Here is a 24,858-nt window from a genome sequence, read left to right as displayed (position 1 = left end):
GTCCGACCCCACCGCCGACGATGACCTGGCCCAGCTGCTGGCCGCTGCGCAGGTAGCGCTGAATGCCCACGCCGCGGTGCTGCGCGACGTCGGCAAGGTGTTCGCCGACAACGGCCACCAGCTGTATCTGGTCGGCGGCAGCGTGCGCGACGCGCTGCTCGGCCGGCTCGGCGCGGATCTGGACTTCACCACCGATGCCCGGCCCGACGAGATGCTGCGCTTTCTGCGGGGCTGGGGCGACGCGCTGTGGGACACCGGCATCGACTTCGGCACGGTGGGCGTGGCCAAGGGCCCCCCGGGCAATCAGGACCGGCTGGAGATCACCACGTTCCGCGCCGACACCTATGACCAGGTGTCACGCAACCCCGAGGTGCACTACGGCGACAACCTCGCCGACGATCTGGTGCGCCGCGATTTCACGGTCAACGCGATGGCGGTCCGCGTCACCGCCGACGGCGCCGCCGAGTTCCTCGACCCGCTGGACGGCCTGTCCGCGCTGCGTCGCAAGCTGCTCGACACGCCCTCCGCCCCGGAGGTGTCGTTCGGCGACGATCCGCTGCGGATGCTGCGTGCGGCCAGGTTCGTGTCGCAGCTCGGCTTCGACGTGGCGCCGCGGGTCCGGCAGGCGCTGGAGGAGATGGCGCCGCAGCTGGGCCGGATCACCGCCGAGCGGGTGGCCGCGGAACTGGACAAGATGCTGCTGGGCGCCGACCCGGTCGCCGGGGTGGACCTGATGGTGCAGACCGGCCTCGGCGAGGTGGTGCTGCCCGAGGTCGGCGCGATGCGGATGGCCATCGACGAGCACCACCAGCACAAGGACGTCTACCAGCATTCACTGACCGTGCTGCGGCAGGCGATAGACCTGGAAGGGGCCGGAGGGCAGGAGCGCAGCGACCGGGGGAGTGTCGAAGGCGGGCCGGACCTGGTCCTGCGGTGGGCGGCGCTGCTGCACGACATCGGGAAGCCGGCCACCCGCAAGCACGAACCCGACGGGGGCGTGAGCTTCCACCACCACGAGGTGGTCGGGGCCAAGATGGCGCGCAAGCGGATGCGCGAACTGAAGTACTCGAAGCAGATGATCTCCGACGTGTCCCAGCTGGTGTACCTGCACCTGCGGTTCCACGGGTACGGGGACGGCCGGTGGACCGACTCGGCGGTGCGGCGCTACGTCACCGACGCCAGCCCGTTGTTGAGCCGGCTGCACAAGCTGGTGCGCGCCGACTGCACCACCCGCAACAAGCGGCGCGCGGCGCGGCTGCAGGCCAACTACGACGACCTCGAGCGGCGCATCGAGGAACTGGCGGCCAAGGAGGATCTGGCCCGGGTCCGTCCGGACATCGACGGCAACGAGATCATGACGATCCTGGGCATCCCGCCGGGCCCGCAGGTCGGGCAGGCGTGGAACTACCTCAAAGAGCTGCGGATGGAACGCGGCCCGCTCGACCACGACGAGGCAGTGGCCGAATTGCTGCGGTGGTGGAACGAGAAGGCCTGGCCCGAGCGTCTGATCAGGTATGGAGTACTGCCTGGGTGAGTCCGACGGGTCGGCGACGTGGTGGACCGCGGGTGCGGACCACGATCTGGACGGCGACGGGGTGCTGGATTCGGTCGGGCTGGATCTCGACGGCGACGGGCTGACCGACGACCTGCTGGCCGACCTCGACGGCGACGGCGCCGCCGAACTGGCCGGCAGGGATCTCGACGGGGACGGTGTCGCCGAGGCCTTCTTCACCGACGACGGCACCGGCACGTGGACGGTGGCCGCCGAGCGCGGCGGCGCTGCGCTGCGCTGGTTCGGTCTGGACGGCGTGGAGCACCCGGCGGGTGCGGCGCCCGCCGACCTGGACGGGGACGGCACGCCGGAGCGCGTCACCGACACCGACGGTGACGGGCTGGCCGACCGGGCGTTCGGTGCGGGGCAGGCGTGGGTGGACACCGACCGGGACGGCCGGTGGGACGTCCGGCTCGCCGACGCCGACGACAGCGGCACCGCCGATTCCGCCGAGTACCTCTAGCCCGAGTTCCGGCCTGCGCCGGGCGGACCGGCGAAGGCCTGGGCGATGGTCAGCCACTTCTCGGCGTCGGCGCCGACCGCGACGACGTCGAGTGCCGAGCGAGGGCGGCGCTGGGTGACGAGTACGCAGAAGTGCTCCGCCGACCCCGTCACTCGCTGTGCGGCGTCCTCGGGTCCCCACGTCCAGTGCGGCTCCCCGGCACCGGCAGGCGCGGATAGTTTCACGTGGAACAGTTCCGTCGGCGGCGTGAGGCCGTGCACGCCGAACGCGAAGTCGCGGGTCCGCACGCCGATGTGGGCGATCGAGCGCAGCCGCGCCGTCGGTGCCCGCGTCACCCCCAGGGTGTCGGCGACGTCGAGCCCGTGCGCCCACGTCTCCATCAGCCGCGCGGTGGCCATCGACGCCGCACTCATCGGCGGCCCGAACCACGGCAACTTGCGGCCGTCGGCGACGGTCAGCAGCGCGTCGTGCAGCGCGGTGCGGGTGCGGCGCCAGTCCTCGAGCAGCTGCGCCGGCGGCAGGTCGGCCAGTTGCGCGGCGCCGCCGTCGACGAGCGAGGTCGGATGCGACGACGCCTGCGTGAGGACCTCCGCGAAGCCGGGCTCGTCGGTGACCGCCAGCAGCGACATCCGGTCGGTCCACAGCAGATGCCCGATCTGGTGGGCGATCGTCCACCCGGGGGCGGGCGTGGCCAGCGCCCACTGCCCGGGCGCCAGCGGGGCCACCAGCGCGTCGAGCTCGTCGCTCTCGGCGCGCAGGTCGCTGACGATCGGGGCAGCTCCGGGCATGCGGGTCACCCTAGCCGCGCGCGCCGGCCCAGCACCGCGTGCACGGCCAGCCCGGTCAGGTAGAGCCCGGCCCCGGCGACCGCCAGGCCGACCGAACGGCCGTCGGGCGGAATCACGAACGCGGCCGCCGAGATCGCCAGGATGAACGCCACCCAGAACAGCGAATCCTGCACCGCGAAAAGGTGTCCGCGCAGCGAGTCGGCGACGTCCATCTGCATCGCGGTGTCCGCGCACAGCTTCACGACCTGACCGGCCGCACCGAGCAGGAACCCGCACACGATCATGACCGGTAGGTGCAGCGTCGCGCCGAACAACTGCACGACCGCGGCGAACGCCAGCGCGCCGTTGGGGGCGGCGTAGCGGCCCCACCTCTTGACCAGCGCGGGGGTGAACACCGTCGCCAGGAACTGGCCGGCGCCGCCGGCGGTGACGAACAGTACGGTCGTCCCGAAACCGGCGACGGTCGCGGTCTCGGTGTGGCGCACCATCACAAGCACGAGCAGGGTGTTGATGCCGAACGCCATCCGGTGGGCGGCCAGGCCCGACAGCGTTGCGGCGACGGACGGGACGGCCCAGGCCGTGCGCGCGGCGTGCAGCCACCCGGTGGCCACCGCGTAGATCACCGAGCCGGACACGGTGAGTGCGCTCTCGTCGGGGCCGAGTAGTCGGGGCGGGAAGCGCATCGACAGCCACAGCGCGACCGCGACGGGCAGCATCACCAGGAAGATGACGACCGCCCCGCCGGAGTCCCCGGCCCCGAACCACCAACGCGGCAGCAGCATGAAGATCGCCCCGGCGAACGCCGCGACGGACGTGGTGGCGGTGGCCACCGAGTTCATCGCGATCACCTGGTCGCGCGGCACGACGTGGGGCAGCGCCGCGCTCAGCCCCGAGGACACGAACCGGGTGAAACCGTTGGCGACCAACGCGCTCAACAGGATTGGGATGTCGGAATGCCCGCTGGCCAGCAGCGTTCCGACCACGAGAATGACCACCAGCCTGCCGGTGTTGGCGCCGATGAGCACCAGGCGCCGGTCCCAGCGGTCCAGCAGCGCACCGGCGAACGGGCCGAGCAGCGAGTACGGCAGGAACAGCGCGGCGAATGCGGCCGCGATCGCCCACGGTTCCGCCTCGCGTTCCGGGTTGAACAGGATCGCGCCGGCGATCCCGGCCTGGAACAGGCCGTCCCCGAACTGGCTGACCGCACGCAGCTCGAGCAGCCTGCGGAACTGGGGGAGGGCCCGCACCGAACGCCACAACGTGCGGGATGCGCGGTCGTGGGGCACGGATGTCACATCCTGTTGGCGGGTCGGGTTGGGTCGGGTCGGACAGCAGAGGTGTCGGCTCTTCGCGTGCGTGCTCGTCGAGCGACCCGACCCACAGTACAAATGTCGGTCTGGGGTGTGCTGTCGGCCACGATCACGTGGCGGTGGTGACATGATGGTCCGATGGCGCAACCCGAAGATCCGGAGGACTTCGTCGCACCTGCGGCACACCGGGTCCGCGCGGGCACGCTGCTGCTGGCCAACACCGATCTGCTGGAGCCGACCTTCCGGCGCAGTGTCATCTATGTGGTCGAGCACAACGACGGCGGGACACTCGGTGTGGTGCTGAACCGGGCCAGTGAGACCGCGGTGCACAACGTGCTGCCGCAGTGGACGAAGCTGGCCGCCAAGCCGAAGTCGATGTACATCGGCGGCCCGGTCAAACGTGATGCCGCACTGTGTCTGGCCACGGTGCGGGTGGGGGTGGACCCAGGTGCGGTGCCCGGGCTGCGGCACGTGCAGGGCCGGGTGGCGATGGTCGACCTCGACGCCGACCCGGACTCGATCGCCCCGGCGGTCGAAGGGGTGCGGATCTTCGCCGGCTACTCGGGCTGGACCATCGGTCAGCTCGAGGGCGAGATCGAGCGTGACGACTGGATCGTGTTGTCGGCGTTACCTTCTGACGTGCTGGTCGAACCGCACGTGGATCTGTGGGCCCGGATCCTGCGTCGTCAGCCGCTGCCGTTGTCCCTGCTGGCGACGCATCCGATCGACCTCAGCCGCAACTAGCCTCAACGGTCGCAGGACAGCGTGCAGGTGCCGCAGCCACTGCCACCGCTGCCGCCACTGCCGCAGCCACCGCCGGTGACCGCCGCCTGCTGGGCGTTGCGCCGTGCGACGGCCGTGGCCGCTTGCCAGCAGCCCGCCGCGACGGTGCCGATCGCGCCGGCCACGCAGACGGCCAGGATGACCGCCGCCATCGGCGCCGTGGCCGACAACGCCACCACCGCGCCCGCACCGAGCATCACCGCGGCGGCCAACTGGGTGGGGGCCACGGCGCGCAACACCTGCTGGACGTAGTCGGTGGACGGGCGGCGCATCAGCGACCATGCGCCCAGCGCCGCGGTCACCACCGCCGCGCACAGACTCAACACCGCGGCGACGAACATGGGCTTCAGAATACGGGGTGGAAAAGGGGCCGTCGTCCCCCGGGCGCCAGGCTTCGCCCGGGGGACGGCGACGTCTATCCCTGCAGTCCCAGCAGCTGCGGCGCGGGCGCCACGGCGGGAGCGGGGGGCGGTGCGGCGGCCAGCGGCACACCGGGGGCGCCGGGGGCAGGCGGTGCGACCGGGGCGGGACCGGGCACGCCGACCCGGAAGCCGTTGACGATCGCCTCGGTCGCGTCCGCGGCGGCGACGACCTGGTCGACGCTGGTGGTGACCGACAGGGACACCAGGTAGCGGTCGGGTCCGGCGGTGGCGATGACGTGGCGCCGGGACGTGTTCAGCGTCATGTTGTTCTCGCGGTAGGTGCCCTCGATCAGCGAGGACGGCATACCGCCGAAGTCGGCCAGCGACGCGTCGGTGGAACGCCACGCCGGCAGCTTCTGGCTGTCGACGAAGCCGTGGCTGATCGCCTCCTTCGGATCGAACTCGCCGACCAGCTTGTAGACGACCACCTGGGCGTTCGACGAGTACAGGCCGTTGCCGCCGACGCGATCGGCCAGCACCGCGAACGCGTCCGGCACGTTCGGGTCCGGAATGTGCTCCCAGCCCCGCGGCTTCGGCAGCACGATGTTGAGGGCGCGGAAGTCGCGGCTGGACTGCGGCTCCATCGCGACGCCCTTGGCGGCGAAGAACTCGCTGAGCGTGCCCGAGGCGGCCGGGGCGATGGTGGACACCGGGCGGGCGGGCAGCGCGGGGGCTGCCGGGGCGCTCACCCCGGCGGGCACGGCCGCGGCGCCGCCGGTGGCAGGCGTCACACCGGGGCGCGGGATGAGTTGTGGCGCGGCGTTGGGCGTAACCGTGACGGTCTGCGTCACTGTGGCAGGGGCGGGCAGCGGGGGCTGCGGGAGGCCCGGCTGGGCCGACGCCGTGGCGGCGGTGATGCTCAGCACCCCGGCGATGCCGGCGGCGCAGGCACCGATGCCACCTGCCAGAACCCGCCAGGGACGGGCGATTTCGCTCATCGAGTGCAATCCTTCCCAACGCTTCGAGGTTCGTCAGGCCAGCAATGTATCCATCGATGTCCAGCAGCCACCAGGGCTGGAACTGACCTGGGACCAACCTCTGATGCATCCGCAACGGAACCGAGACCAACCCGTGGCCGGGAAATCCGGGAAGCGGGTGCTTATACCCTGGTGGGGTGACTGAAACGCCGACCGGAACACAGCCCCCGCGCGCACAGGCGGCCGCGCAGGCTGTCGCCGACGACACTCCCCGGCACCGCTACACCGCGGAACTGGCGGGTGCGATCGAACAGGCGTGGCAGCAGCGGTGGTCACAGGACGGCACGTTCAACGTCGACAACCCGGTCGGCTCGCTGGCCCCGGCGGACGGCGGCCAGGTGCCCGCCGACAAGATGTTCGTCCAGGACATGTTCCCGTACCCGTCGGGCGACGGCCTGCACGTCGGGCACCCGCTCGGCTACATCGCGACCGACGTGTACGCCAGGTACTTCCGGATGACCGGCCGGAATGTGCTGCACGCGTTGGGCTTCGACGCCTTCGGTCTGCCGGCCGAGCAGTACGCGATCCAGACCGGCACGCATCCGCGCACGCGCACCGAGGCCAACATCGTCAACTTCCGCCGCCAGCTGGGCCGGCTGGGTCTCGGCCACGATTCGCGGCGCAGCTTCTCGACCACCGACGTCGACTACTACAAGTGGACGCAGTGGATCTTCCTGCAGATCTTCAACGCGTGGTTCGACCCGGCGGCGAACAAGGCCCGCCCCATCGCGGAACTGATCGCCGAGTTCGAGGACAGCACCCGGGAGGTCGGCGACGGCCGCACGTGGGCCGACCTGGACGCCGCCGCCCGCGCCGACGTCGTGGACTCCCACCGGCTGGTCTACCTGTCCGACTCGGTGGTCAACTGGTGCCCGGGCCTGGGCACGGTGCTGGCCAACGAAGAGGTCACCGCCGACGGGCGCAGCGAGCGCGGCAACTTCCCGGTGTTCCGGAAGCGGTTGCGGCAGTGGATGATGCGCATCACTGCGTACTCCGACAGGTTGCTGGACGACCTGGAGGTCCTGGACTGGCCGGACAAGGTCAAGGCCATGCAGCGCAACTGGATCGGGCGCTCCACCGGCGCCTCGGTCCAGTTCGCCACCGATGCGGGCGACATCGAGGTGTTCACCACCCGTCCCGACACCCTCTTCGGCGCGACGTACATGGTGCTGGCCCCCGAGCACGACCTGGTGGACCGACTGGTCGCCGACGAATGGCCGGCCGGTGTCGACGAGCGGTGGACGTTCGGGGCGGCGACCCCGCGTGAGGCGGTCGCGGCCTACCGGTCCTCGATCGCGGCCAAGTCCGACCTGGAGCGGCAGGAGAACAAGTCGAAGACCGGCGTGTTCGTCGGCGCCTATGCGACGAATCCGGCCAACGGGCAACAGGTTCCGGTGTTCATCGCCGATTACGTGCTGGCCGGATACGGCACCGGCGCGATCATGGCGGTGCCCGGCGGCGACCAGCGGGACTGGGACTTCGCGACCGAGTTCGGCCTGCCGATCGTCGAAGTCGTTGCCGGAGGAGATGTTTCGCAGGAGGCCTACACCGGTGACGGGCCCTTGGTGAACTCGGGCTTCCTCGACGGTATGGACGTGGCGAGTGCCAAAGCCGCGATGACCGAACGGCTGGCCGCCGACGGTCGTGGCCGGGCGCGGGTGGAATACAAGTTGCGGGACTGGCTTTTCGCCCGCCAGCGCTACTGGGGCGAGCCGTTCCCGATCGTCTACGACGAGGACGGCCGCGCGCACGGACTGCCCGCCCAGATGCTGCCCGTCGAGCTTCCCGACGTGCCGGACTACTCGCCGGTGCTGTTCGACCCCGAGGACGCCGACAGCGAGCCGTCCCCGCCGCTGGCCAAGGTGACCGACTGGGTGAGCGTCGAGCTGGACCTCGGCGACGGGCTCAAGAAGTACACCCGCGACACCAACGTGATGCCGCAGTGGGCGGGCAGCTCCTGGTACGAGCTGCGCTACACCGACCCGCACAACGAAGAAGCCATGTGCGCCAAGGAGAACGAGGCGTACTGGATGGGTCCGCGGCCGGCCGAGCACGGCCCGAACGACCCGGGTGGTGTCGACCTCTACGTCGGCGGGGTGGAGCACGCCGTGCTGCATCTGCTCTACTCGCGGTTCTGGCACAAGGTGCTCTATGACCTCGGGCACGTCAGCTCCCGGGAGCCGTACCGGCGATTGGTCAACCAGGGCTACATCCAGGCGTTCGCCTACACCGACTCCCGGGGCACCTATGTGCCTGCGGCCGAGGTGGTGGAACGGGACGGCAGGTTCTACTGGCCGGGCCCGGACGGGGAAGTTGAGGTCAACCAGGAGTTCGGCAAGATCGGCAAGAGCCTGAAGAACTCGGTGTCGCCGGACGAGATCTGCACCGACTACGGCGCGGACACGCTGCGCGTCTACGAGATGTCGATGGGCCCGCTGGAGGCGTCGCGCCCGTGGGCGACCAAGGACGTCGTCGGCGCCCACCGATTCCTGCAGCGGGTGTGGCGGCTGGTGGTGTCCGAGGAGACCGGGCAGACCGTGGTGACCGAGGACGAGCTCGACGAGGCCACCCTGCGGTTGCTGCACCGCACCATCGCCGGGGCCGCCGAGGACTACGCGGGACTGCGCAACAACACGGCGGCGGCCAAGCTCATCGAGTACACCAACCACCTGACCAAGAATTCGGTGACGGCGCGGGCGGCGCTGGAGCCGTTGGTGCTGATGGTGGCCCCGCTGGCACCGCATCTGGCCGAGGAGTTGTGGAGCCGGCTGGGTCACGACCGTTCGCTGGCGCACGGTCCGTTCCCGACGCCCGATGAGCGCTACCTGGTCGAGGACACCGTCGAGTACCCGGTGCAGGTCAACGGCAAGGTTCGCGGGCGCGTCACCGTCGCGGCCGACGCGCCTGCCGATGCGGTCGAGGCGGCCGCCCTGGCCGACGAGAAGGTGGTCGCGTTCCTGGCCGGCAAGACCCCGAAGAAGGTCATCGTGGTGGCCGGCCGGTTGGTCAACGTCGTGGTCTGACCTATTCCGTCCGGGGCGTGTGAGGCGTAGTTTCTCGGGTACCCGGCGTCGGTTCGAGCCGCGCCGGCGCCCGAGGAGATCTCATGGCCATCGAAGCACCGAATCTGCTGACCCTTGAGCCGCGGCGGCCCTTCCCGGCCCGGCTGGGACCCAAGGGCAACCTGGTCTACAAACTGATCACCACCACCGATCACAAGCTGATCGGGATCATGTACGTCGTCACCTGCTTCGCCTTTTTCCTGATCGGCGGCCTGATGGCGCTGTTCATCAGGACCGAACTGGCCAGCCCCGGGCTGCAGTTCCTGTCCAACGAGCAGTACAACCAGCTGTTCACCATGCACGGCACGGTGATGCTGCTGTTCTACGCCACCCCGATCGTGTTCGGGTTCGCGAACCTGGTGCTGCCGCTGCAGATCGGCGCCCCCGACGTCGCGTTCCCGCGCCTGAACGCGTTCTCGTACTGGTTGTTCCTGTTCGGTGCGCTGATCGCGCTGGGCGGCTTCCTGGTACCCGGCGGGGCGGCGGACTTCGGCTGGACCGCGTACGCACCGCTCAGCGACGCCATCCATTCCCCGGGCCCAGGCGGTGACCTGTGGATCATGGGTCTGGCGGTCGCCGGTCTGGGCACGATTCTCGGCGGCGTCAACATGGTCACCACCGTGGTGTGTATGCGCGCGCCCGGCATGACCATGTTCCGGATGCCGATCTTCACGTGGAACATCCTGGTCACGTCCCTGCTGGTGTTGATGGTGTTCCCGCTGCTGACCGCGGCGCTGTTCGGCCTGGCCGCCGACCGTCATCTCGGCGCGCACGTCTACGACCCGGCCAACGGCGGGGCGATCCTGTGGCAGCACCTGTTCTGGTTCTTCGGCCACCCCGAGGTGTACATCATCGCGCTGCCGTTCTTCGGGATCGTGACCGAGATCTTCCCGGTGTTCAGCCGCAAGCCGATCTTCGGCTACACCACGCTGATCTACGCGACGCTGGGCATCGCCGCGCTGTCGGTGGTGGTGTGGGCGCACCACATGTTCGCCACCGGCGCGGTGCTGCTGCCGTTCTTCGCGTTTACCACTTATCTGATCGCGGTGCCGACCGGTATCAAGTTCTTCAACTGGCTCGGCACGATGTGGAAGGGCCGGTTGACGTTCGAGACGCCGATGTTGTTCTCCATCGGCTTCATCGCGACGTTCCTGCTCGGCGGCTTGTCCGGGGTGCTGCTGGCCAGTCCGCCGCTGGACTTCCACGTCACCGACAGTTACTTCGTGGTGGCGCATTTCCACTACGTGCTGTTCGGCACCATCGTGTTCGCCACCTACGCGGGCATCTACTTCTGGTTCCCGAAGATGACGGGCCGGTTGCTCGACGAACGCCTGGGCAAGCTGCACTTCTGGCTGACGTTCATCGGCTTCCACACCACGTTCCTGGTCCAGCACTGGCTCGGTGACGAGGGCATGCCGCGCCGCTACGCCGACTACCTGGCCAGCGACGGCTTCACCACGCTCAATGTGGTGTCCACGATCGGCGCGTTCATCCTGGGCGCGTCGATGCTGCCGTTCGTCTGGAACGTGTTCAAGAGCTGGCGTTACGGCGAGGTGGTCACCGTCGACGACCCGTGGGGTTACGGCAACTCGCTGGAGTGGGCGACCAGCTGCCCGCCGCCGCGGCACAACTTCACCGAGCTGCCCCGGATCCGTTCGGAGCGTCCGGCGTTCGAGCTGCACTACCCGCACATGGTCGAGCGGATGCGGGCCGAGGCCCACGTGGGCAAGCACGCCACCGCGTTCGAGTCGCCGGAGGGCTTCGGGCCCCGCACCGAGCCCGACCGCTCCTGACCCCGATTACCGGGGGCGGACGATGACCTCGTGGACGTGCGCGTCGGGCGGGGTGTTGATCGCGTCCGCGGTCACCTGGGCGACGGTGGCCGGGCTCAGGAACTGCTCGGGCTCGTAGGCGCGGCCCTCGTAAGCGACCAGATCCTCCTGCATCGCGGTGGCGATCCGGCCGGGGTGCACCGACGTGACGCGCAACCCCGGCTCGTCGGCGCGCAGCGAGTCGGCGAACCCGCGCAGCGCGAACTTGCTGGCCGAGTACGACGCCAGCCCGGGTGAGGCGTTGATGCCGGCACCGGAGTTGATGAAGACCACGTGGCCGCCGGCGGCGCGCAGCGCAGGCAGCAGTTCCAGGGTCAGCGCGACCGCGCCCACGACGTTGACGGCCATGGTGGCGCGCCATTCGTCGACGTGGGATTCGGCGACCCGCCCGGGGTAGGCGACCCCGGCGTTGTGGATCAGCACGTCGAGCTCGACGATCGGTTCGACGACGGCCGGGATGGAGTCCGGGTCGGCGAGGTCGATGGGCCAGGTGGTGGCGCCGAGCCGCTCGGCGACGGCGTCGAGCCGGGCCGACGGGCGGCCGGCCAGGAACAGGGTGTGCGTCGGCGCCAGAGCGTCGGCGAGGGCGGCTCCGAGGCCACCGGAGGCCCCGGTGATCATGGCGGTCGGCACACCCGAGACCTTACCGACTCTGCAGAGCGGACGAACTCGTCGCATCATGGGGGGCGATGCCCCACGATCCGAGCTTCGCTCCCACCCAACTGGCCGCCCGGGCCGCGTACCTGCTTCGGGGTAACGACCTCGGCGTGATGACGACGGCCGCTCCTCTGCTGTACCCGCACATGTGGAGTTGGGACGCGGCGTTCGTCGCGATCGGGTTGGCGCCGCTGTCGGTGGAGCGGGCCGTGGTGGAGCTGGACACCCTGCTGTCCGCGCAGTGGGGCAACGGCATGATCCCGCACATCGTGTTCGCCAACGGCGTGGACGGCTACTTCCCCGGGCCTGCCCGGTGGGCCTGCTCGGCGCTGACCGCCGACGCGCCCCGCATCCGGCACACGTCCGGGATCACCCAGCCCCCGGTGCACGCCATCGCGGTGCAGCGCATCCTCGACCATGCCCGCACCCGCGGGCGGTCCACCCGGGCGGTGGCGCAGGCGTTCCTGGACCGGCGCTGGAATCATCTGGTGCGTTGGCACCGGTGGCTGGCCGAGTGCCGCGACCAGAACGAGCGCGGCCGGGTCACCCTGTACCACGGCTGGGAGTCGGGGATGGACAACTCCCCGCGCTGGGACGGCCCGTACGCCAACGTGATTCCCGGTGAGGTGCCCGAGTATCAGCGCGAGGACAACAAGATCAACACCGACGCCACCCAGCGCCCGTCCGATCTGGAGTACGACCGTTACCTGTGGCTGCTCGAGGAGATGAAGGCCGCCCGCTACGACGACCGATTGCTTTCCAAGACCATGAGTTTCGCGGTGGAGGACGTGTTCGTCTCGGCGATCCTGGCGGTGGCCTGCCAGGTGCTGGCAGAGATCGGGGAGGACCACAAGCGGCCCAACTCCGACGTGCGGGATCTCTATGCGTGGGCCGAGCGGTTCCGGTCCGGGGTGATCGCGACCACCGATCAGCGCACCGGTGCGGCAAGGGATTACGACGTGCGGGCGGAGAAGTGGATCGCGACAGAGACGGTGGCGCAGTTCGCGCCGCTGCTGTGCGGCGGTCTGCCGCACGAGCGGGAGCGGGCCCTGTTGAAGCTGTTGGAGGGCCCGCGTTTCTGCGGTCACCCGGACTTGGCCTACTCGCTGATTCCGTCGACGTCGCCGGTGTCGCGGGACTTCCGGCCGCGCGAGTACTGGCGCGGCCCGGTGTGGCCGGTGATGACGTGGCTGTTCTCGTGGTGCTTCGCGCGCCGGGGCTGGGCCGAACGGTCGGCGAGCCTGCGGCGGGAAGGCCTGCGCCAGGCCAGCGACGGCACCTTCGCCGAGTACTACGAGCCGTTCACCGGGGAGCCGCTGGGCAGCATGCAGCAGTCGTGGACCGCCGCGGCGGTGCTGGACTGGCTCGGCTGACCGCGCCCGCGCTATTCGGCGATGCGCTCGAGCGGCGCCAGCGCCTTGGCCAACGCGTCGAGTTCGTCGTCGCTGAGCTTGCTCAGCAGCGATGCGAGGTGAGCGCGCCTGGATTCCAACGCATCCCGGTGCTGTTCCAGGCCCTCCGGGGTGATGTCGACCAGCACCGCGCGCAGGTCGGACGGATCACGGTCACGCTTGACCAGGCCGAGCTTCTCCAGCCGGCGGATCGCCACCGTCGTGGTCGGCGTGCGGACCTTCTCATGGGCGGCGAGTTCGGTCATACGCATCGGGCCCTGGTCGAACAGCGTGAGCAGAATCGACAGTTGGGCCAGGGTCAGATCGCCGGAGGTGGCGGTGCGGCCGGTGTGCCGCATGACCGACAGTACCTTGGACAGCACTCGCTGCAGCTCGCTGGCGAGCTCGCTCACGCGTGCGTCGGTCTGCACCATAATTCAGGCAGTCTAACCGGTTGCGCACCGCCAGGTTCAGGTGTCGGCCGGATTCGCTGCGAATGTTCTAGAGCACCTGAGACAGGAACCTGCGGAGCCGTTCGGTCTCGGCGGACTCGAACAGCTGCTCCGGCGGTCCGGTCTCGACCACCTGGCCGTGATCCATGAACACCACGGTGTCGGCGGTGGACCGGGCGAAGCCCATCTCGTGGGTGACCACGACCATCGTCATGCCGTCGGCGGCAAGGTCGGCGATCAACTCCAGGACCCCTTTGACGAGTTCGGGATCCAGTGCGGAGGTGGCCTCGTCGAAAAACATCACCTGGGGCGACATCGCCAGCGCGCGGGCGATCGCGACGCGCTGCTGCTGACCGCCCGACAGCGTGGCGGGGCGGGCGTCGGCCTTGTTGCGCAACCCGACCCGGTCCAGCTGCGCCAGCCCGAGTTCGCGGGCCTCGTCGGCGCTGAGCTTCTTGAGCTTGCGCGGGGCCATCGTGACGTTGTCGAGGACCGTGCGGTGCGGGAACAGCTGGAAGTGCTGGAACACCATGCCGATGCGCTGGCGCAATTGGTCGGGGTTGTCGCGCAGCACCGACCGGCCGTCGAGCAGGATGTCGCCCCGGTCGGGTTCGTAGAGGCGGTTGAGCGTGCGCAGCAGCGTTGACTTACCCGATCCGGAGGGCCCGATCACCGCGGTGCTGGAGCCGGCCGCCACGTCGAGATCGATGCCGCGCAGCACTGCGCTCTTGCCGAACGACAGGTGAATGTCCTTGGCGGTCAACGAGACCGGCTGCACGTCGATCGGCATCAGTTCATCTCCTGGGAGGTGGCGAGCACCAGCGGATCGTCGTCGACGGGTTTGCGGCCGCGACGCAACCGGGCGTCGATGTAGTTCACCAGATGCGTCAGCGGGATCGTCAGCGCGAGGTAGAACAGGCCGGCCGCGACGAGGGGGGAGAGGTTGCCGGTCTGCGCGTTCAGGTCCCGGCCGACCTGGAAGAGCTCCCGCTGGTTGGCGATCAGCCCGAGGAAGTACACCAGCGAGGACGCCTTCAGCAGCGAGATGAACTGGTTCATCAGCGCGGGCAGCACCCGTCGTACGCCTTGCGGCACGACCACCAGGCGCATCGACGTCGAATAGCTGAAACCCAGTGCGCGAGAGGCTTCGAGCTGTCCGGGGTCGACGCTCTGTATGCCGGACCGGAAGATCTCCCCGATGTAGGCCGCCGCCATCAGGCCCAGCGCGGCGATGCCGAGCGGGAACGGATTGTTGCCGGTGAGATGCCCGACCACGGGGCCGACGCCGAGCCCGATCAGCAGGATGATCACGACCTCGGGCAGGCCGCGGAAGATGTCGGTGTACACGCGGGCGGGCCAGCGCAGCCACCGCGATTTGGAGATGCCGGCGATGGCCAGCGCCATGCCGAGGATCAGCCCGATGATGCTGGCCGAGATGGTCAGGATCAGGGTGTTGGGCAGCCCGGTCTTGAACAGGTCAGGAATCGCCTGCTTGTAGAGATCCCAGTCCAGAAACGACGCGGCGAGTTGGGACAGCGTGGATTTGGGTTGCACGGGAGCGGCCGGGCCCTGCGCGGTCTGGTTCTGCGCGGCGATGGCGTTGAAGTCGGGCAGCTGCGGGACGGGCGCGGCCTTGGAGCCCGGCTTCCAGCCCGGCGGCAGTGCCCGCGGTACCCAGTCGGTGTAGAGCCGCGACCAGGTGCCGTCGGCGATGACCGCGTCCAGACCGGAGTTCAGCGCGTCGATCAGCGGCTGGTTGTCCCCGGCGACCGCCCAGGCGATGAAATTGTCGAGACTGAACGTGTTCTCGATGATCTCGGTGGGGTCCCCGGGCTGCACGGTGCCCTGCGCCTGCTGCGACGGGGCCACCCACGCGTCGATCTGCCCGCTCTTGAGGCTGGCGTAGACGGTGTTGTAGTCGGGGAACTTGACCGGCTGCAGCTTCAGGCTGTCGACGACGTAGGCCTCCTGCACGGTGCCCTGCACGACGCCGATGCGCTGCCCGGGCGCCAGCTGGTCGAACCCGGTGATGGCCGAGCCCCTGGGCACGACGAGGGAGAAGTACCCGAAGTCGTAGCCGTTGGTGAAGCCGACGGTGCGGCGGCGGGCGTCGGTGGTGGTGATCGACGACGACCCGACGTCGAAGCGCCGGGACGCGACCTGGGCCAGCAGTCCGGAGAACTCGGTGCCGACGAAGTTGATCTGCAGGCCGAGCTTCTCGGCGACCGCGCGCAGCAGTTCGTTGTCGAAGCCGGTGAACTGTCCGGCCGAGTCGATGCAGATGCTGGGCGGGGCGTCGGAGAGGGTTCCGACGGTCAGGGTGCCGGGCTGGCTGAGGCCGAGTGCGTTGACGTCGACGGACTCCAACGGCACCACCGTCGCGGTGGTGTATTTGTCCTCGGCCGGGCCGCTGCCTGCGGCGGCCAGGTTCGTCGGCAGCGGGCTGGCACTGGCGAGACCCGGCGGTGCGCACTGGTCGACCTGCGCACCGGCCGGCCCGGCCAGACCCATCGCGGCGATCATCCCGAGGACCAGGATCAGGACGGCGCTCTTCACCGCCGTGCGCACAATCCGCAAGAAGTTCATTCCAAGCAAGGTAGCGCGCACCCCCACGGGCGCGCCGCGTTCGGTCCCTTCAGTACCCGTCGCGGCCGAGCACCCCGCGCCGCACCAGTTCGGCCACCAGGGCTGTGGCCATGCCGTCGGCGCGGTCGCTGCAGGCGGTGCGTGCCGCGTCCGGGTTGCCGGCCTGGATCGCGGCGAACTCGGCGTCGTAGGACGGCAGCAGGCGGTCGCGGTGATGGGCATAGGACTGCCAGAACTGCTGTGGGACCAGGGTCTGGGAGGCCTCGATCGCGGCGTGCAGTCGGGGCCCGGCGTAGGTGCTCGTGATTGCTGCGCGGAAACGTCTGGCGTGCAGGTGGAACTGCCGGGGATCCCGGTCGGAGCGCATCTGTCGGATCTCGGTGTCCAGCTCGGCGATGACGGCGGGGTCTGCCGCGGTCGCCGCGCGGGCCGAGGCGATGCCGTTGAGGATCCCGTACAGCTCGAGGTGCTCGCGGACGGTGGACTCGTCGAAGCGCTCCACGTAGGCGCCGCGGTGGTAGCGCGTGGTCAGGATGCCGTCGTGCTCGAGCTGGACCACCGCCTCCTGGACCGGCACCCGGCTCACGCCGAGTTGGTGCGCAATCTCGTTGCGGTCCAATCGATCTCCCGATCGAAGCCGGCCGGTCAGCACCATATCGACCACGTGAGAGACCACGAGATCCTTCTCCTTGACCCCATATTTCTTGGGCATGGCCGCGCCAGTCTTTCACGGGGACGGCCCCGCCGGGGGCCGATCGGACAGGGTCAGCCGTCGGCCAGGCGGCGGTCGCGCCAGCGGCACAGCGCCTCGGCTTGGCCGAGGTCGTAGTCGGGGCCGTTGACCCCGACGGTCAGCATCGTGATCCCGAGTGCGGTCAGTGCATCGGCGTCTTCGAGCAGGGCGGCCTCGTCGTCGCCGCCGGCCGCGGCCGAGCGCTCGATGGTGGCCGGATCCCGGCCCGTGTCGGCGCAGAGACGGTCGAGGATCTCGGCTTTGCGGGGGTAGCTGTCGCGGTCGGCGAACGAGTGCCAGATGTCGGCGTGCCGGGCCACCAGCGGCAGGGTCTTCTTCTCGCCCTCACCGCCGATCAGGACCGGGATGTCGCGGACCGGTTGCGGGTTGAGCCGGGCCATCCTGGACTCGATCCGCGGCATCGCGGCGGCGAGGTCGTCGAGTCGGCTGCCCGCAGTACCGAACTCGTAGCCGTACTCGTCGTAGTCCCGCTGCTTCCAGCCCGACCCGATCCCCAGGATGAGCCGGCCGTCGCTGATGTGGTCGACGGTGCGGGCCATGTCGGCCAGCAGGTCGGGGTTGCGGTAGGAGTTGCAGGTGACGAGCGCGCCGATCTCGATCCGTGAGGTCTGCTCGGCCCACGCGGCGAGCATCGTCCAGCATTCGAAGTGCGCGCCCTCGGGATCACCGTAGAGCGGGAAGAAGTGGTCCCAGTTGAAGGCGACGTCGACGCCGAGGTCCTCGCAGCGGCGCACCGCGTCGCGGATGTTGTCGTAGCGCGGGGAGTGCTGCGGCTGGAGTTGCACGCCGATGCGTACCGGCCGGTTCGCGGAGGTCATGCCCGCGGGGATATCCCCCCGCGCCCAGACACAAACTCTCCCGCTCACGGCCCCCTACACGCCGATGTTGCCGCCGTTGCGCCACACCACCACCACCGACGGCCGCGCGGTCCCGTCGCCGCCCTCGGGCCACCGCGACTGGGGATCGTCAATGCTGTTCTCGTCGTTCTCGCCCGGATGCTGGACGCACACGGTGACCAGGTCGTCGGTGACCACCGGCCCGCAGGTCTCGGCGCCGAGCGGCACGGTCAGGAACTGTTTCGTCTCACCACGGTTGGGGCCGTCGAGGGCGACGGCGAACAGGCCGTCGTTGGAGTCCAGCGCATTGCCGTCGGTGGAGATCCACAGGTTGCCGTGGCTGTCGAAGGCCAGGTTGTCCGGGCAGGAGATCGGGCTGACCTTCGTCTTGTCGAAGCCGCCGTAGTAGGTGTCGGCGGCCAGCGGGTCGCCGCACACCAGCAGCAGCTCCCAGCTGAAGTCGGTGCCGGCGTGGTTGTCGGTGATCTCCAGGATCTGACCACTCTTGTTGTCGTTGCGGGGATTCGACGCGTCGGCGGCGGCTTCGCCCGGGGCGCCGCGTTCGTCGTTGTTGGTCAGCGCGACGTAGACCTTGCCGGTCTTCGGGTTCGCCTCGAAGTCCTCGGGGCGGTCCATCTTGGTGGCGCCGGCTTTGTCGGCTGCCATCCGGGTGAACACGGCGGCCTCCTGGGCGGTGACGCCGTCGACGAGTGATTCGGCCTGCCCGTTCGGGCCCGAGCGCAGCAGCGGAATCCACGTGCCACTGCCGCGGAAGGATCCGCCGGCAGGCAGCGCACCCGAGCCGTCGAGGTCACCGGCGGGGATGTCGCTGGAGAGCTTGGCGACGTAGAGAGTGCCCTCGTCGAGGATCGCCAGGTTGTTCGCCATCGCCTCGGGATCCCGGCCGGGCTCCACCGTGCGGCTGGAGATGAACTTGTACATGTAGTCGAAGCGTTCGTCGTCGCCGGTGTAGGCGACGACGGTGCCGTCGGCGGTGACGTGGATGTTGGCGCCCTCGTGTTTGAGCCGGCCCAACGCCGAATGCTTGACCGGCGTCGAGTCCGGGTCCCAGGGGTTCAGTTCCACGACGTAGCCGAACCGGTTCACCTCGTTGGGGGACTGGGCCAGGTCGAAGCGGGGATCGAAGTTCTCCCAACGCAATTCGGACGGCTCCAGGGACACCCCGTAGCGGTCGTGGCGGTCCGCGTCCACGGGCTTCGGCGCTGGCGATCCTTCGGGCGCGCCGAAGTAGCCGTGAAAGTTCTCCTCGCCGGAAAGCACGGTGCCCCAGGGTGTTACCCCGCCCGCGCAGTTGGCGATGGTACCGAGCACGGTGCGGCCCTCGGGGTCGGCCGCGGTCTTGACGAAGTCGGTTCCGGCGGCGGGCCCGGTCAGGATGAAGGGGCTGTCACCGGTGATGCGCCGGTTGTAGCGGCCCATGACCGGCCGCAGGCCACCGTCGGGGGTGCGTTCGACCTCGACGACACCCATGCCCATCGAGGCGATCTCGACCTCGAACTGGTCCCGGGTCGGGGCGTCGGCGTCGTACCCCGGGAACATGAACTGTGGTGTCGCGTACTCGAAGTTGGTGACCAGCAGGTAGTGACCGGGCCGGCCGTCGATGGGCAGCAGGCCGGCGAAGTCGTTGTTGTAGCCGAACTGGCCGCGTTGGGCGGCGCCGGTCTGGTTGTCGACGTCGAACTGCGGGGCGCCCGGCAGTACCGGGTCGCCCCAGCTGATCACTACGGCCTGTTCGTAACCGTCGGCGACGACGACGGCGTCCTGGCTGTTGGGTGGGACGGAGGCGAACCGCATCCCCGTCGGCGGCTCGGTCGTCGCGGCGGCGGGTGACGGGGAGGCCGGAGCGGGCTCGGAGGTGTTCGAGCAGGCGGCGAGCGCGGAGCCGGCGCCGACGGCGAGCACGGCCACCCCGCCGGCGTGCAGAAGGGAGCGCCGGGAGACGGCTTTGGCGATGTCGCCGAAGTATTCGTTGTCGCTGCGGTTGGGGACCGGCTTGGCGCAGGCGTCCCCGCACTTGTGCACACAGGTCACGTGCTGCCGCTTGGACTTTCCGTTGTGCGCGACGAGCAGGTTCAGCGGTACGAGCGCCATCTTCGGGGTTCCTTCCCACGCCGACTCCGGCCGCGGGCTGGGCGGCCGGATTCGCGGAAAGTTACGGCAGCCCGGCGATCGCCGGGCAAGCAGAAGATGAACAGCAGCTGACGCGCCGCGGTCGGCTAGTCCGCCAGGATGCCGCGCAACAGCTCGATCAGCGCGACTGGCTGATCGCTCTGCACCGAGTGACCGGAGTTCTCGACGATGTGCACGCGCTGGAAGCCGGGTGCGGTCCTGGCGAACGCGTCGGCGTCGTCGTCGTTGACGAAGAAGGAGTTCGCGCCGCGGATCAGTGTGGTCGGGGTGCTCAGCCGTGGCACGTCGTCCCACAGGTTCTCGAAACCCTCACCCTTGCGGATGCTGTCGTAGCGCCATGTCCAGGTGCCGTCCTCGAGGCGCTTGGCGTTGTGGAACACCCCGCGCCGCAATGACTTCCGATCACGGTGGGGCGCCGCGGCGACCGTCACCTCCAGCATCGCGTCGAAGGACGGGAAGGTGCGGTCGCCCTGCACCAGCGCGACGGTGCCCTTCTGTGCGTCGGTCATCTCGGTGTGGCGCTCGGGCGCCGACGGTGTCACGTCGACCAGCACCAGGCGCCGCACCAGTTCCGGGGCCGTGACCGCCAGGCGCAGCGCGGTCAGCCCGCCCAGCGACATCCCGACCACCAGGTCGGCGTCGGCCGCCAGCTCACGGAGCACGGGTTCGATGGCGACGGCGTTGAGCTTCGGTCCGTAGTCGCCGTCTTCGCGCCAGGCCGAACGTCCGTGTCCGGGTAGGTCGATCGCCAGTGCGGGCACCCCGAGTCCGACGATCACCGAGTCCCAGGTGTGCGCGTTCTGGCCGCCGCCGTGCAGGAACACCACGCGCGGCGCGTCGCTGCCGAACTTGATCGCGCTGACCGGTCCGCGGTCGATCCGCTCGGCCGCGGGGATGTCGGTGGCGCCGACCTGCGCGGCGTTCTCGGGCAGCAGCGCGAACTCGTCGAGGTCCGGAAGGGCTTCGTCGGAGATCTCCGTCATGGCCTGACAGTACGCACCGGCGATATTCGGGTGCGACAGATGGTGCGGGTGTGCCACGGTGGGTCAGTGGCAAGTTCAGCGACAGACCTGACCTTCCGGACCGCCGTGGACGCCGACTGGCCGGGCATGGACCTGATCGCGGCCACCGGCTTCGGTGTGTGGCGTCCGCAGGAGGTGACCGACGCGTGGCGGCAGCTGATGCCGGCCGACAGCGCGGTGGTCGCCTGCGACGGTCCCGACATCGTCGGCCTGGCGGTGCTCCTCGACCTGGAGCTGACGGTTCCCGGCGGCGCGGTGCTGCCGATGGCCGGCGTGTCGATGGTCGCGGTCGCGCCGACGCACCGCCGGCGCGGTGCGCTGACCGGGATGTTCACTGAACTGCATCGTCGGATGGGCAAGTACCCGATCGCGGGGCTGGAGGCCAGCGAGGCCGAGATCTACGGGCGATTCGGCTACGGCCCGGCCACGGTGTGGCAGAGCCTGTCCGTCGACCGGACCTGGGCACGGATACATCCCGACGTACCCGATCCCGGCGGCGTGCGGGTGGTGCGCGGCGCGGAGCACCGCGGGCAGATCGAGGACGTCTACGAGCGGTGGCGGCTGCAGACTCCCGGCGGGCTGCGCACACCGGCGCCGCTGTGGGACGAGGTCTTCGCCGGCAGGGAGGCATTCCGCGGCGGCGGCAGCGCGATGTACTGGCTGCTGCACGCCGACGGCTTCGCGTCCTACCGGGTGCACAGCGGGGAGAAGAAGGACCGCGTCGAGATCGGCAAGCTGGCCGCGGTCACCCCGCAGGCCTACATCGCGCTGTGGCGCACCCTGCTCGGTCTGGACCTGATGGGGACGGTGGATGCGGTGACGCACCCCAACCAGCTGCTGCCGTATCTGCTGACCGATCCGCGGCTGGTGCGGCACACTGCCGTGCACGACGGTCTGTGGTTGCGGATGCTCGACATCCCGGCGGTGTTGCAGGCTCGTACCTACTCCGCGGATGTGGCTGTGGTGCTGGAGGTTTCGGACGGGATCCTCGGCGGCGGCGGCCGATTCGCCCTCGAGGTGCGGAACGGGACCGCGCGCTGCGTGCCCACCGACGCGGGCGCCGACGTGCATCTCGACCTGTCGGTGCTCGGCAGCCTGTACCTCGGCACCCACCGCGCGTCGGCGTTCGCGGCGGCACATCGCCTGCGCTGCAACGACACTGCGCTGATCAGCGCGCTCGACGCGGCGTTCGCCACCGAGGTCCCGGCCGAACTCGGCTTCGGTTTCTAGCTACCCCTTAAACGCCGAAATTGCATTCCACGCGGCAGAATTGGCGAAAACACCGCATGGAATGCAATTTCGGCGGAAAGAGTGGCTAGCCCTCGATGAACTTCTCGAGCTGCTCGCGGGCGATGTCGTCGGGCAGCTGCTTGGGCGGGCTCTTCATCAGGTACGCCGAGGCGGCTTCGACCGGGCCGCCGATGCCGCGGTCCTTGGCGATCTTGGCGGCGCGGACCGCGTCGATGATGACGCCGGCCGAGTTGGGGGAGTCCCACACCTCGAGCTTGTACTCCAGGTTCAGCGGCACGTCACCGAACGCGCGACCCTCGAGGCGGACGTAGGCCCACTTGCGGTCGTCGAGCCACGCGACGTGGTCGGACGGGCCGATGTGGACGTTCTTGTCCTCGATCTTGCCGGCCAGCGAGCCGGACAGGTTGGAGGTGACGGCCTGGGTCTTGGAGACCTTCTTGCTCTCCAGGCGGGTGCGCTCCAGCATGTTCAGGAAGTCCATGTTGCCGCCGACGTTGAGCTGGTAGGTGCGGTCCAGCGTGACGCCGCGGTCCTCGAACAGCTTGGCCATCACGCGGTGGGTGATGGTGGCGCCGATCTGGCTCTTGATGTCGTCGCCGACGATCGGCACGCCGGCGTCCTCGAACTTCTTGGCCCACACCGGATCCGAGGCGATGAACACGGGAAGCGCGTTGACGAACGCCACTCCGGCGTCGAGGGCGCACTGCGCGTAGAACTTGTCGGCCTCTTCGGAACCGACGGGCAGGTAGGACACCATCACGTCGACCTGGGCGTCCTTGAGCACCTTGACCACGTCGACGGCTTCGACGTCGGAGATCTCGATGGTGTCGGCGTAGTACTTGCCGATGCCGTCCAGGGTCGGGCCGCGCTGCACCACGACGTCGGTGGGCGGCACGTCGGCGATCTTGATGGTGTTGTTCTCGGAGGCGAAGATCGCCTCGGACAGGTCGAAGCCGACCTTCTTGGCGTCCACGTCGAACGCGGCGACGAACTTCACGTCGCGGACGTGGTACTGGCCGAGCTTGACGTGCATCAGGCCGGGAACGCTGGCGTTCTCGTCGGCGTCCTTGTAGTACTGAACGCCCTGCACGAGCGAGGACGCACAGTTGCCCACGCCGACGATCGCGACCCGGACGTCATTGCTTGCGGTCATGACGGCTTCTCCTCTTGTACTGATTTCGTATTGCTGGCTGTGGGTTGTGCCTACGTCTGTTCGGCGCGCCCCTGCGCCGATCTCTCGGCCGCGATCAACTCGTTGAGCCACTTCACTTCACGCTCGCTGGACTCGAGCCCCAGCTGGTGGAGCTGTCGGGTGTACCGATCGAATGAGCTGCTCGCCCGCGCCACGGCTTCACGCAGGCTTTCGCGACGTTCCTCCACCTGGCGGCGGCGGCCCTCCAGGATCCGCATCCGGGCCTCGGCCGGGGTGCGGTTGAAGAAGGCAAGGTGAACTCCGAAACCGTCGTCGGAGTAGTTCTGCGGGCCGGTGTCGGCCACGAGCTCGGTGAACCGTTGCTTACCGGCGTCGGAAAGCTGGTACACCCGGCGCGCCCGACGGACCTTCACGGTGCCCTCGGGCGCGGCGTCCTCGACGATCAGCCCGTCGGCCTGCATGCGGCGCAGCGCCGGATACAGCGAGCCGTACGAGAAGGCGCGAAAGGCGCCGAGAAGCCCGGTCAATCGCTTGCGCAGTTCGTAGCCGTGCATCGGGGATTCCTGAAGCAGACCCAGGATGGCGAGCTCGAGCACCCGGGCACCTCCTCCATGATTCCGATGCGTCGCTACGACGGTTCAACACCTCGGCCGATAGTATCGCGCCGATATATTGAGCGCTATAGCGGTACCGCACTTTCCAGTGTTTCCGCAGGTCAGCGGTTGGTGGCCACAGGGCCGACGGAGCACGTCCCAGGTACGCCTCGATGTGACCGGTGCCGACATCGCTGCCGACGATGACCTCCACGACCCCCCGCAGGCTCGGGGCGCGGCACGTTCGATCGCGGAAATCGGCGGGTGAGCGCGCAGGCCAGACGCGCCGGCACCGTCCCGGGGCGCACGCCCGAGCCTCGGTGCCCGGGCCGCCGACGTACTCTGGTCCTCGTGCGATTGCAGCGACAGGTAGTGGACTACGCCTTGCGCCGGCGGTCCCTGCTGGCGGAGGTGTACTCGGGACGCACCGGCGTCACCGAGGTCTGCGACGCCAACCCCTATCTACTGCGCGCCGCGAAGTTCCACGGCAAGCCGAGCTCGGTGATGTGCCCGATCTGCCGCAAAGAACAACTGACCCTGGTGTCGTGGGTGTTCGGTGACCACCTCGGGGCGGTGTCCGGCTCGGCGCGGACCGCCGAGGAACTGGTCCTGCTCGCGACCCGCTTCGACGAATTCTCCGTACACGTGGTGGAGGTATGCCGCACGTGCAGCTGGAATCACCTGGTCAAGTCCTACGTGCTCGGTGCGGTCCCGCCCCCGAAGGGCTCGCGCCGGCCACGTCGCTCCCAGCCCGCGTCCGGTGCGGCGCGGACCGCCAGTGAATAGCGACGGGCGCCAGGACCGGTCACCCAACGACCCGCGC

22 protein-coding genes are annotated in these 24,858 nt (G+C 69.4%); 8 read left to right on the top strand and 14 right to left on the bottom strand.

Going from position 1 to position 24,858, the window contains the following annotated elements; translation table 11 throughout:
- Positions 1–25 precede the first annotated feature (25 nt).
- Together C6A87_RS29040 and C6A87_RS29035 are read left to right on the top strand one after the other, a co-directional pair.
- Complete coding sequence (locus C6A87_RS29040) at positions 26–1,534, top strand: CCA tRNA nucleotidyltransferase (RefSeq protein WP_396837139.1); 1,509 nt, start codon at positions 26–28, stop codon at positions 1,532–1,534.
- Positions 1,515–2,015 (top strand): FG-GAP-like repeat-containing protein, encoded by a 501-nt coding sequence (locus tag C6A87_RS29035; RefSeq protein ID WP_311115388.1) that lies wholly within the window; start codon positions 1,515–1,517, stop codon positions 2,013–2,015. The genes C6A87_RS29040 and C6A87_RS29035 overlap by 20 nt, the downstream gene beginning before the upstream one ends.
- Here C6A87_RS29035 and C6A87_RS29030 read toward each other — a convergent pair.
- Positions 2,012–2,803 carry a TIGR03084 family metal-binding protein gene (locus C6A87_RS29030; RefSeq protein ID WP_311115387.1) on the bottom strand — a complete coding sequence of 264 codons (792 nt, stop codon included), beginning with the start codon at positions 2,801–2,803 and terminating at the stop codon, positions 2,012–2,014. The two genes, C6A87_RS29035 and C6A87_RS29030, sit on opposite strands and share 4 nt — an antisense overlap.
- Positions 2,804–2,808: 5 nt before the next feature.
- Complete coding sequence (locus C6A87_RS29025; RefSeq protein WP_311115386.1) at positions 2,809–4,089, bottom strand: MFS transporter; 1,281 nt, start codon at positions 4,087–4,089, stop codon at positions 2,809–2,811.
- A 162-nt stretch (positions 4,090–4,251) separates the two neighbouring features.
- Between C6A87_RS29025 and C6A87_RS29020 the strand changes: the two genes are divergently transcribed.
- Positions 4,252–4,857, top strand: a complete 606-nt coding sequence (locus tag C6A87_RS29020; protein WP_311115385.1) for a YqgE/AlgH family protein — start codon at positions 4,252–4,254, stop codon at positions 4,855–4,857.
- A gap of 2 nt (positions 4,858–4,859) precedes the next feature.
- On the opposite strand, the gene C6A87_RS29015 is transcribed toward C6A87_RS29020, so the two are convergent.
- Positions 4,860–5,237, bottom strand: coding sequence for a hypothetical protein (locus C6A87_RS29015; protein WP_311115384.1), 378 nt, complete (start codon positions 5,235–5,237; stop codon positions 4,860–4,862).
- Positions 5,238–5,311: 74 nt separating this feature from the next.
- Complete coding sequence (locus C6A87_RS29010; protein ID WP_311115383.1) at positions 5,312–6,256, bottom strand: LpqN/LpqT family lipoprotein; 945 nt, start codon at positions 6,254–6,256, stop codon at positions 5,312–5,314.
- Positions 6,257–6,432: 176 nt separating this feature from the next.
- Here C6A87_RS29010 and leuS point away from each other — a divergent pair, with 176 nt between their 5' ends.
- A complete protein-coding gene (gene leuS, locus C6A87_RS29005) occupies positions 6,433–9,318 on the top strand; it encodes a leucine--tRNA ligase (protein WP_396836959.1) in 2,886 nt (961 codons plus the stop codon).
- 83 nt (positions 9,319–9,401) lie between these two features.
- Complete coding sequence (ctaD, locus tag C6A87_RS29000; protein ID WP_311115382.1) at positions 9,402–11,150, top strand: cytochrome c oxidase subunit I; 1,749 nt, start codon at positions 9,402–9,404, stop codon at positions 11,148–11,150.
- A 6-nt stretch (positions 11,151–11,156) separates the two neighbouring features.
- On the opposite strand, the gene C6A87_RS28995 is transcribed toward ctaD, so the two are convergent.
- Positions 11,157–11,822, bottom strand: coding sequence for an SDR family oxidoreductase (locus C6A87_RS28995; protein WP_311115381.1), 666 nt, complete (start codon positions 11,820–11,822; stop codon positions 11,157–11,159).
- Between the two features lie 56 nt (positions 11,823–11,878).
- Here C6A87_RS28995 and C6A87_RS28990 point away from each other — a divergent pair, with 56 nt between their 5' ends.
- Positions 11,879–13,219: an MGH1-like glycoside hydrolase domain-containing protein gene (locus tag C6A87_RS28990; RefSeq protein ID WP_311115380.1), complete on the top strand. Its 1,341-nt coding sequence runs from the start codon at positions 11,879–11,881 to the stop codon at positions 13,217–13,219.
- Positions 13,220–13,230: 11 nt separating this feature from the next.
- Here C6A87_RS28990 and C6A87_RS28985 read toward each other — a convergent pair whose 3' ends face one another.
- From C6A87_RS28985 to C6A87_RS28955, 7 genes are all read right to left on the bottom strand, one after another.
- Entirely contained in the window at positions 13,231–13,671 is a 441-nt protein-coding gene (locus tag C6A87_RS28985) for a MarR family transcriptional regulator (RefSeq protein WP_311115379.1), read from the bottom strand.
- A 67-nt stretch (positions 13,672–13,738) separates the two neighbouring features.
- Complete coding sequence (locus tag C6A87_RS28980; protein ID WP_311115378.1) at positions 13,739–14,479, bottom strand: amino acid ABC transporter ATP-binding protein; 741 nt, start codon at positions 14,477–14,479, stop codon at positions 13,739–13,741.
- Positions 14,479–16,275 carry an ABC transporter substrate-binding protein/permease gene (locus tag C6A87_RS28975; RefSeq protein WP_311115377.1) on the bottom strand — a complete coding sequence of 599 codons (1,797 nt, stop codon included), beginning with the start codon at positions 16,273–16,275 and terminating at the stop codon, positions 14,479–14,481. The genes C6A87_RS28980 and C6A87_RS28975 overlap by 1 nt, the downstream gene beginning before the upstream one ends.
- Before the next feature lie 49 nt (positions 16,276–16,324).
- Positions 16,325–16,987, bottom strand: coding sequence for a GntR family transcriptional regulator (locus C6A87_RS28970; protein ID WP_311115376.1), 663 nt, complete (start codon positions 16,985–16,987; stop codon positions 16,325–16,327).
- Between the two features lie 53 nt (positions 16,988–17,040).
- Positions 17,041–17,847, bottom strand: a complete 807-nt coding sequence (locus tag C6A87_RS28965) for an LLM class F420-dependent oxidoreductase (RefSeq protein WP_311115375.1) — start codon at positions 17,845–17,847, stop codon at positions 17,041–17,043.
- A gap of 54 nt (positions 17,848–17,901) precedes the next feature.
- Positions 17,902–19,977 (bottom strand): PhoX family phosphatase, encoded by a 2,076-nt coding sequence (locus C6A87_RS28960; RefSeq protein ID WP_311115374.1) that lies wholly within the window; start codon positions 19,975–19,977, stop codon positions 17,902–17,904.
- 125 nt (positions 19,978–20,102) lie between these two features.
- A complete protein-coding gene (locus C6A87_RS28955) occupies positions 20,103–20,999 on the bottom strand; it encodes an alpha/beta hydrolase (RefSeq protein WP_311115373.1) in 897 nt (298 codons plus the stop codon).
- Positions 21,000–21,038: 39 nt separating this feature from the next.
- On the opposite strand from C6A87_RS28955, the gene C6A87_RS28950 reads away from it, so the two are divergent.
- Positions 21,039–22,268: an enhanced intracellular survival protein Eis gene (locus C6A87_RS28950; protein ID WP_396837138.1), complete on the top strand. Its 1,230-nt coding sequence runs from the start codon at positions 21,039–21,041 to the stop codon at positions 22,266–22,268.
- Positions 22,269–22,353: 85 nt separating this feature from the next.
- On the opposite strand, the gene C6A87_RS28945 is transcribed toward C6A87_RS28950, so the two are convergent.
- Both C6A87_RS28945 and C6A87_RS28940 read right to left on the bottom strand, forming a co-directional pair.
- Positions 22,354–23,442 (bottom strand): inositol-3-phosphate synthase, encoded by a 1,089-nt coding sequence (locus tag C6A87_RS28945; protein WP_311115371.1) that lies wholly within the window; start codon positions 23,440–23,442, stop codon positions 22,354–22,356.
- Between the two features lie 50 nt (positions 23,443–23,492).
- The gene (locus C6A87_RS28940; protein WP_311115370.1) at positions 23,493–24,038 is read right to left on the bottom strand and encodes a PadR family transcriptional regulator; all 546 of its coding nucleotides are present in this window, start codon (positions 24,036–24,038) and stop codon (positions 23,493–23,495) included.
- A gap of 348 nt (positions 24,039–24,386) precedes the next feature.
- Between C6A87_RS28940 and C6A87_RS28935 the strand changes: the two genes are divergently transcribed.
- Positions 24,387–24,821 (top strand): DUF5318 domain-containing protein, encoded by a 435-nt coding sequence (locus C6A87_RS28935; RefSeq protein ID WP_040541381.1) that lies wholly within the window; start codon positions 24,387–24,389, stop codon positions 24,819–24,821.
- Positions 24,822–24,858: the final 37 nt, after the last annotated feature.

The sequence above is a fragment of the Mycobacterium sp. ITM-2016-00317 genome, from assembly GCF_002968295.1.
Classification (GTDB): domain Bacteria; phylum Actinomycetota; class Actinomycetes; order Mycobacteriales; family Mycobacteriaceae; genus Mycobacterium.
This window is presented reverse-complemented; position numbering and strand designations above follow the sequence as displayed.

Bases quoted from the DNA above. Each gene is read 5' to 3' on its own strand.
- C6A87_RS29035 (WP_311115388.1), top strand. From the start codon at position 1,515: ATGGAGTACTGCCTGGGTGAGTCCGACGGGTCGGCGACGTGGTGGACC.
- C6A87_RS29030 (WP_311115387.1), bottom strand. From the start codon at position 2,803: ATGCCCGGAGCTGCCCCGATCGTCAGCGACCTGCGCGCCGAGAGCGAC.
- C6A87_RS29020 (WP_311115385.1), top strand. From the start codon at position 4,252: ATGGCGCAACCCGAAGATCCGGAGGACTTCGTCGCACCTGCGGCACAC.
- C6A87_RS29015 (WP_311115384.1), bottom strand. From the start codon at position 5,237: ATGTTCGTCGCCGCGGTGTTGAGTCTGTGCGCGGCGGTGGTGACCGCG.
- C6A87_RS29010 (WP_311115383.1), bottom strand. From the start codon at position 6,256: ATGAGCGAAATCGCCCGTCCCTGGCGGGTTCTGGCAGGTGGCATCGGT.
- ctaD (WP_311115382.1), top strand. From the start codon at position 9,402: ATGGCCATCGAAGCACCGAATCTGCTGACCCTTGAGCCGCGGCGGCCC.
- C6A87_RS28990 (WP_311115380.1), top strand. From the start codon at position 11,879: ATGCCCCACGATCCGAGCTTCGCTCCCACCCAACTGGCCGCCCGGGCC.
- C6A87_RS28985 (WP_311115379.1), bottom strand. From the start codon at position 13,671: ATGGTGCAGACCGACGCACGCGTGAGCGAGCTCGCCAGCGAGCTGCAG.
- C6A87_RS28980 (WP_311115378.1), bottom strand. From the start codon at position 14,479: ATGCCGATCGACGTGCAGCCGGTCTCGTTGACCGCCAAGGACATTCAC.
- C6A87_RS28975 (WP_311115377.1), bottom strand. From the start codon at position 16,275: ATGAACTTCTTGCGGATTGTGCGCACGGCGGTGAAGAGCGCCGTCCTG.
- C6A87_RS28970 (WP_311115376.1), bottom strand. From the start codon at position 16,987: ATGCCCAAGAAATATGGGGTCAAGGAGAAGGATCTCGTGGTCTCTCAC.
- C6A87_RS28965 (WP_311115375.1), bottom strand. From the start codon at position 17,847: ATGACCTCCGCGAACCGGCCGGTACGCATCGGCGTGCAACTCCAGCCG.
- C6A87_RS28960 (WP_311115374.1), bottom strand. From the start codon at position 19,977: ATGGCGCTCGTACCGCTGAACCTGCTCGTCGCGCACAACGGAAAGTCC.
- C6A87_RS28955 (WP_311115373.1), bottom strand. From the start codon at position 20,999: ATGACGGAGATCTCCGACGAAGCCCTTCCGGACCTCGACGAGTTCGCG.
- C6A87_RS28950 (WP_396837138.1), top strand. From the start codon at position 21,039: ATGGTGCGGGTGTGCCACGGTGGGTCAGTGGCAAGTTCAGCGACAGAC.
- C6A87_RS28945 (WP_311115371.1), bottom strand. From the start codon at position 23,442: ATGACCGCAAGCAATGACGTCCGGGTCGCGATCGTCGGCGTGGGCAAC.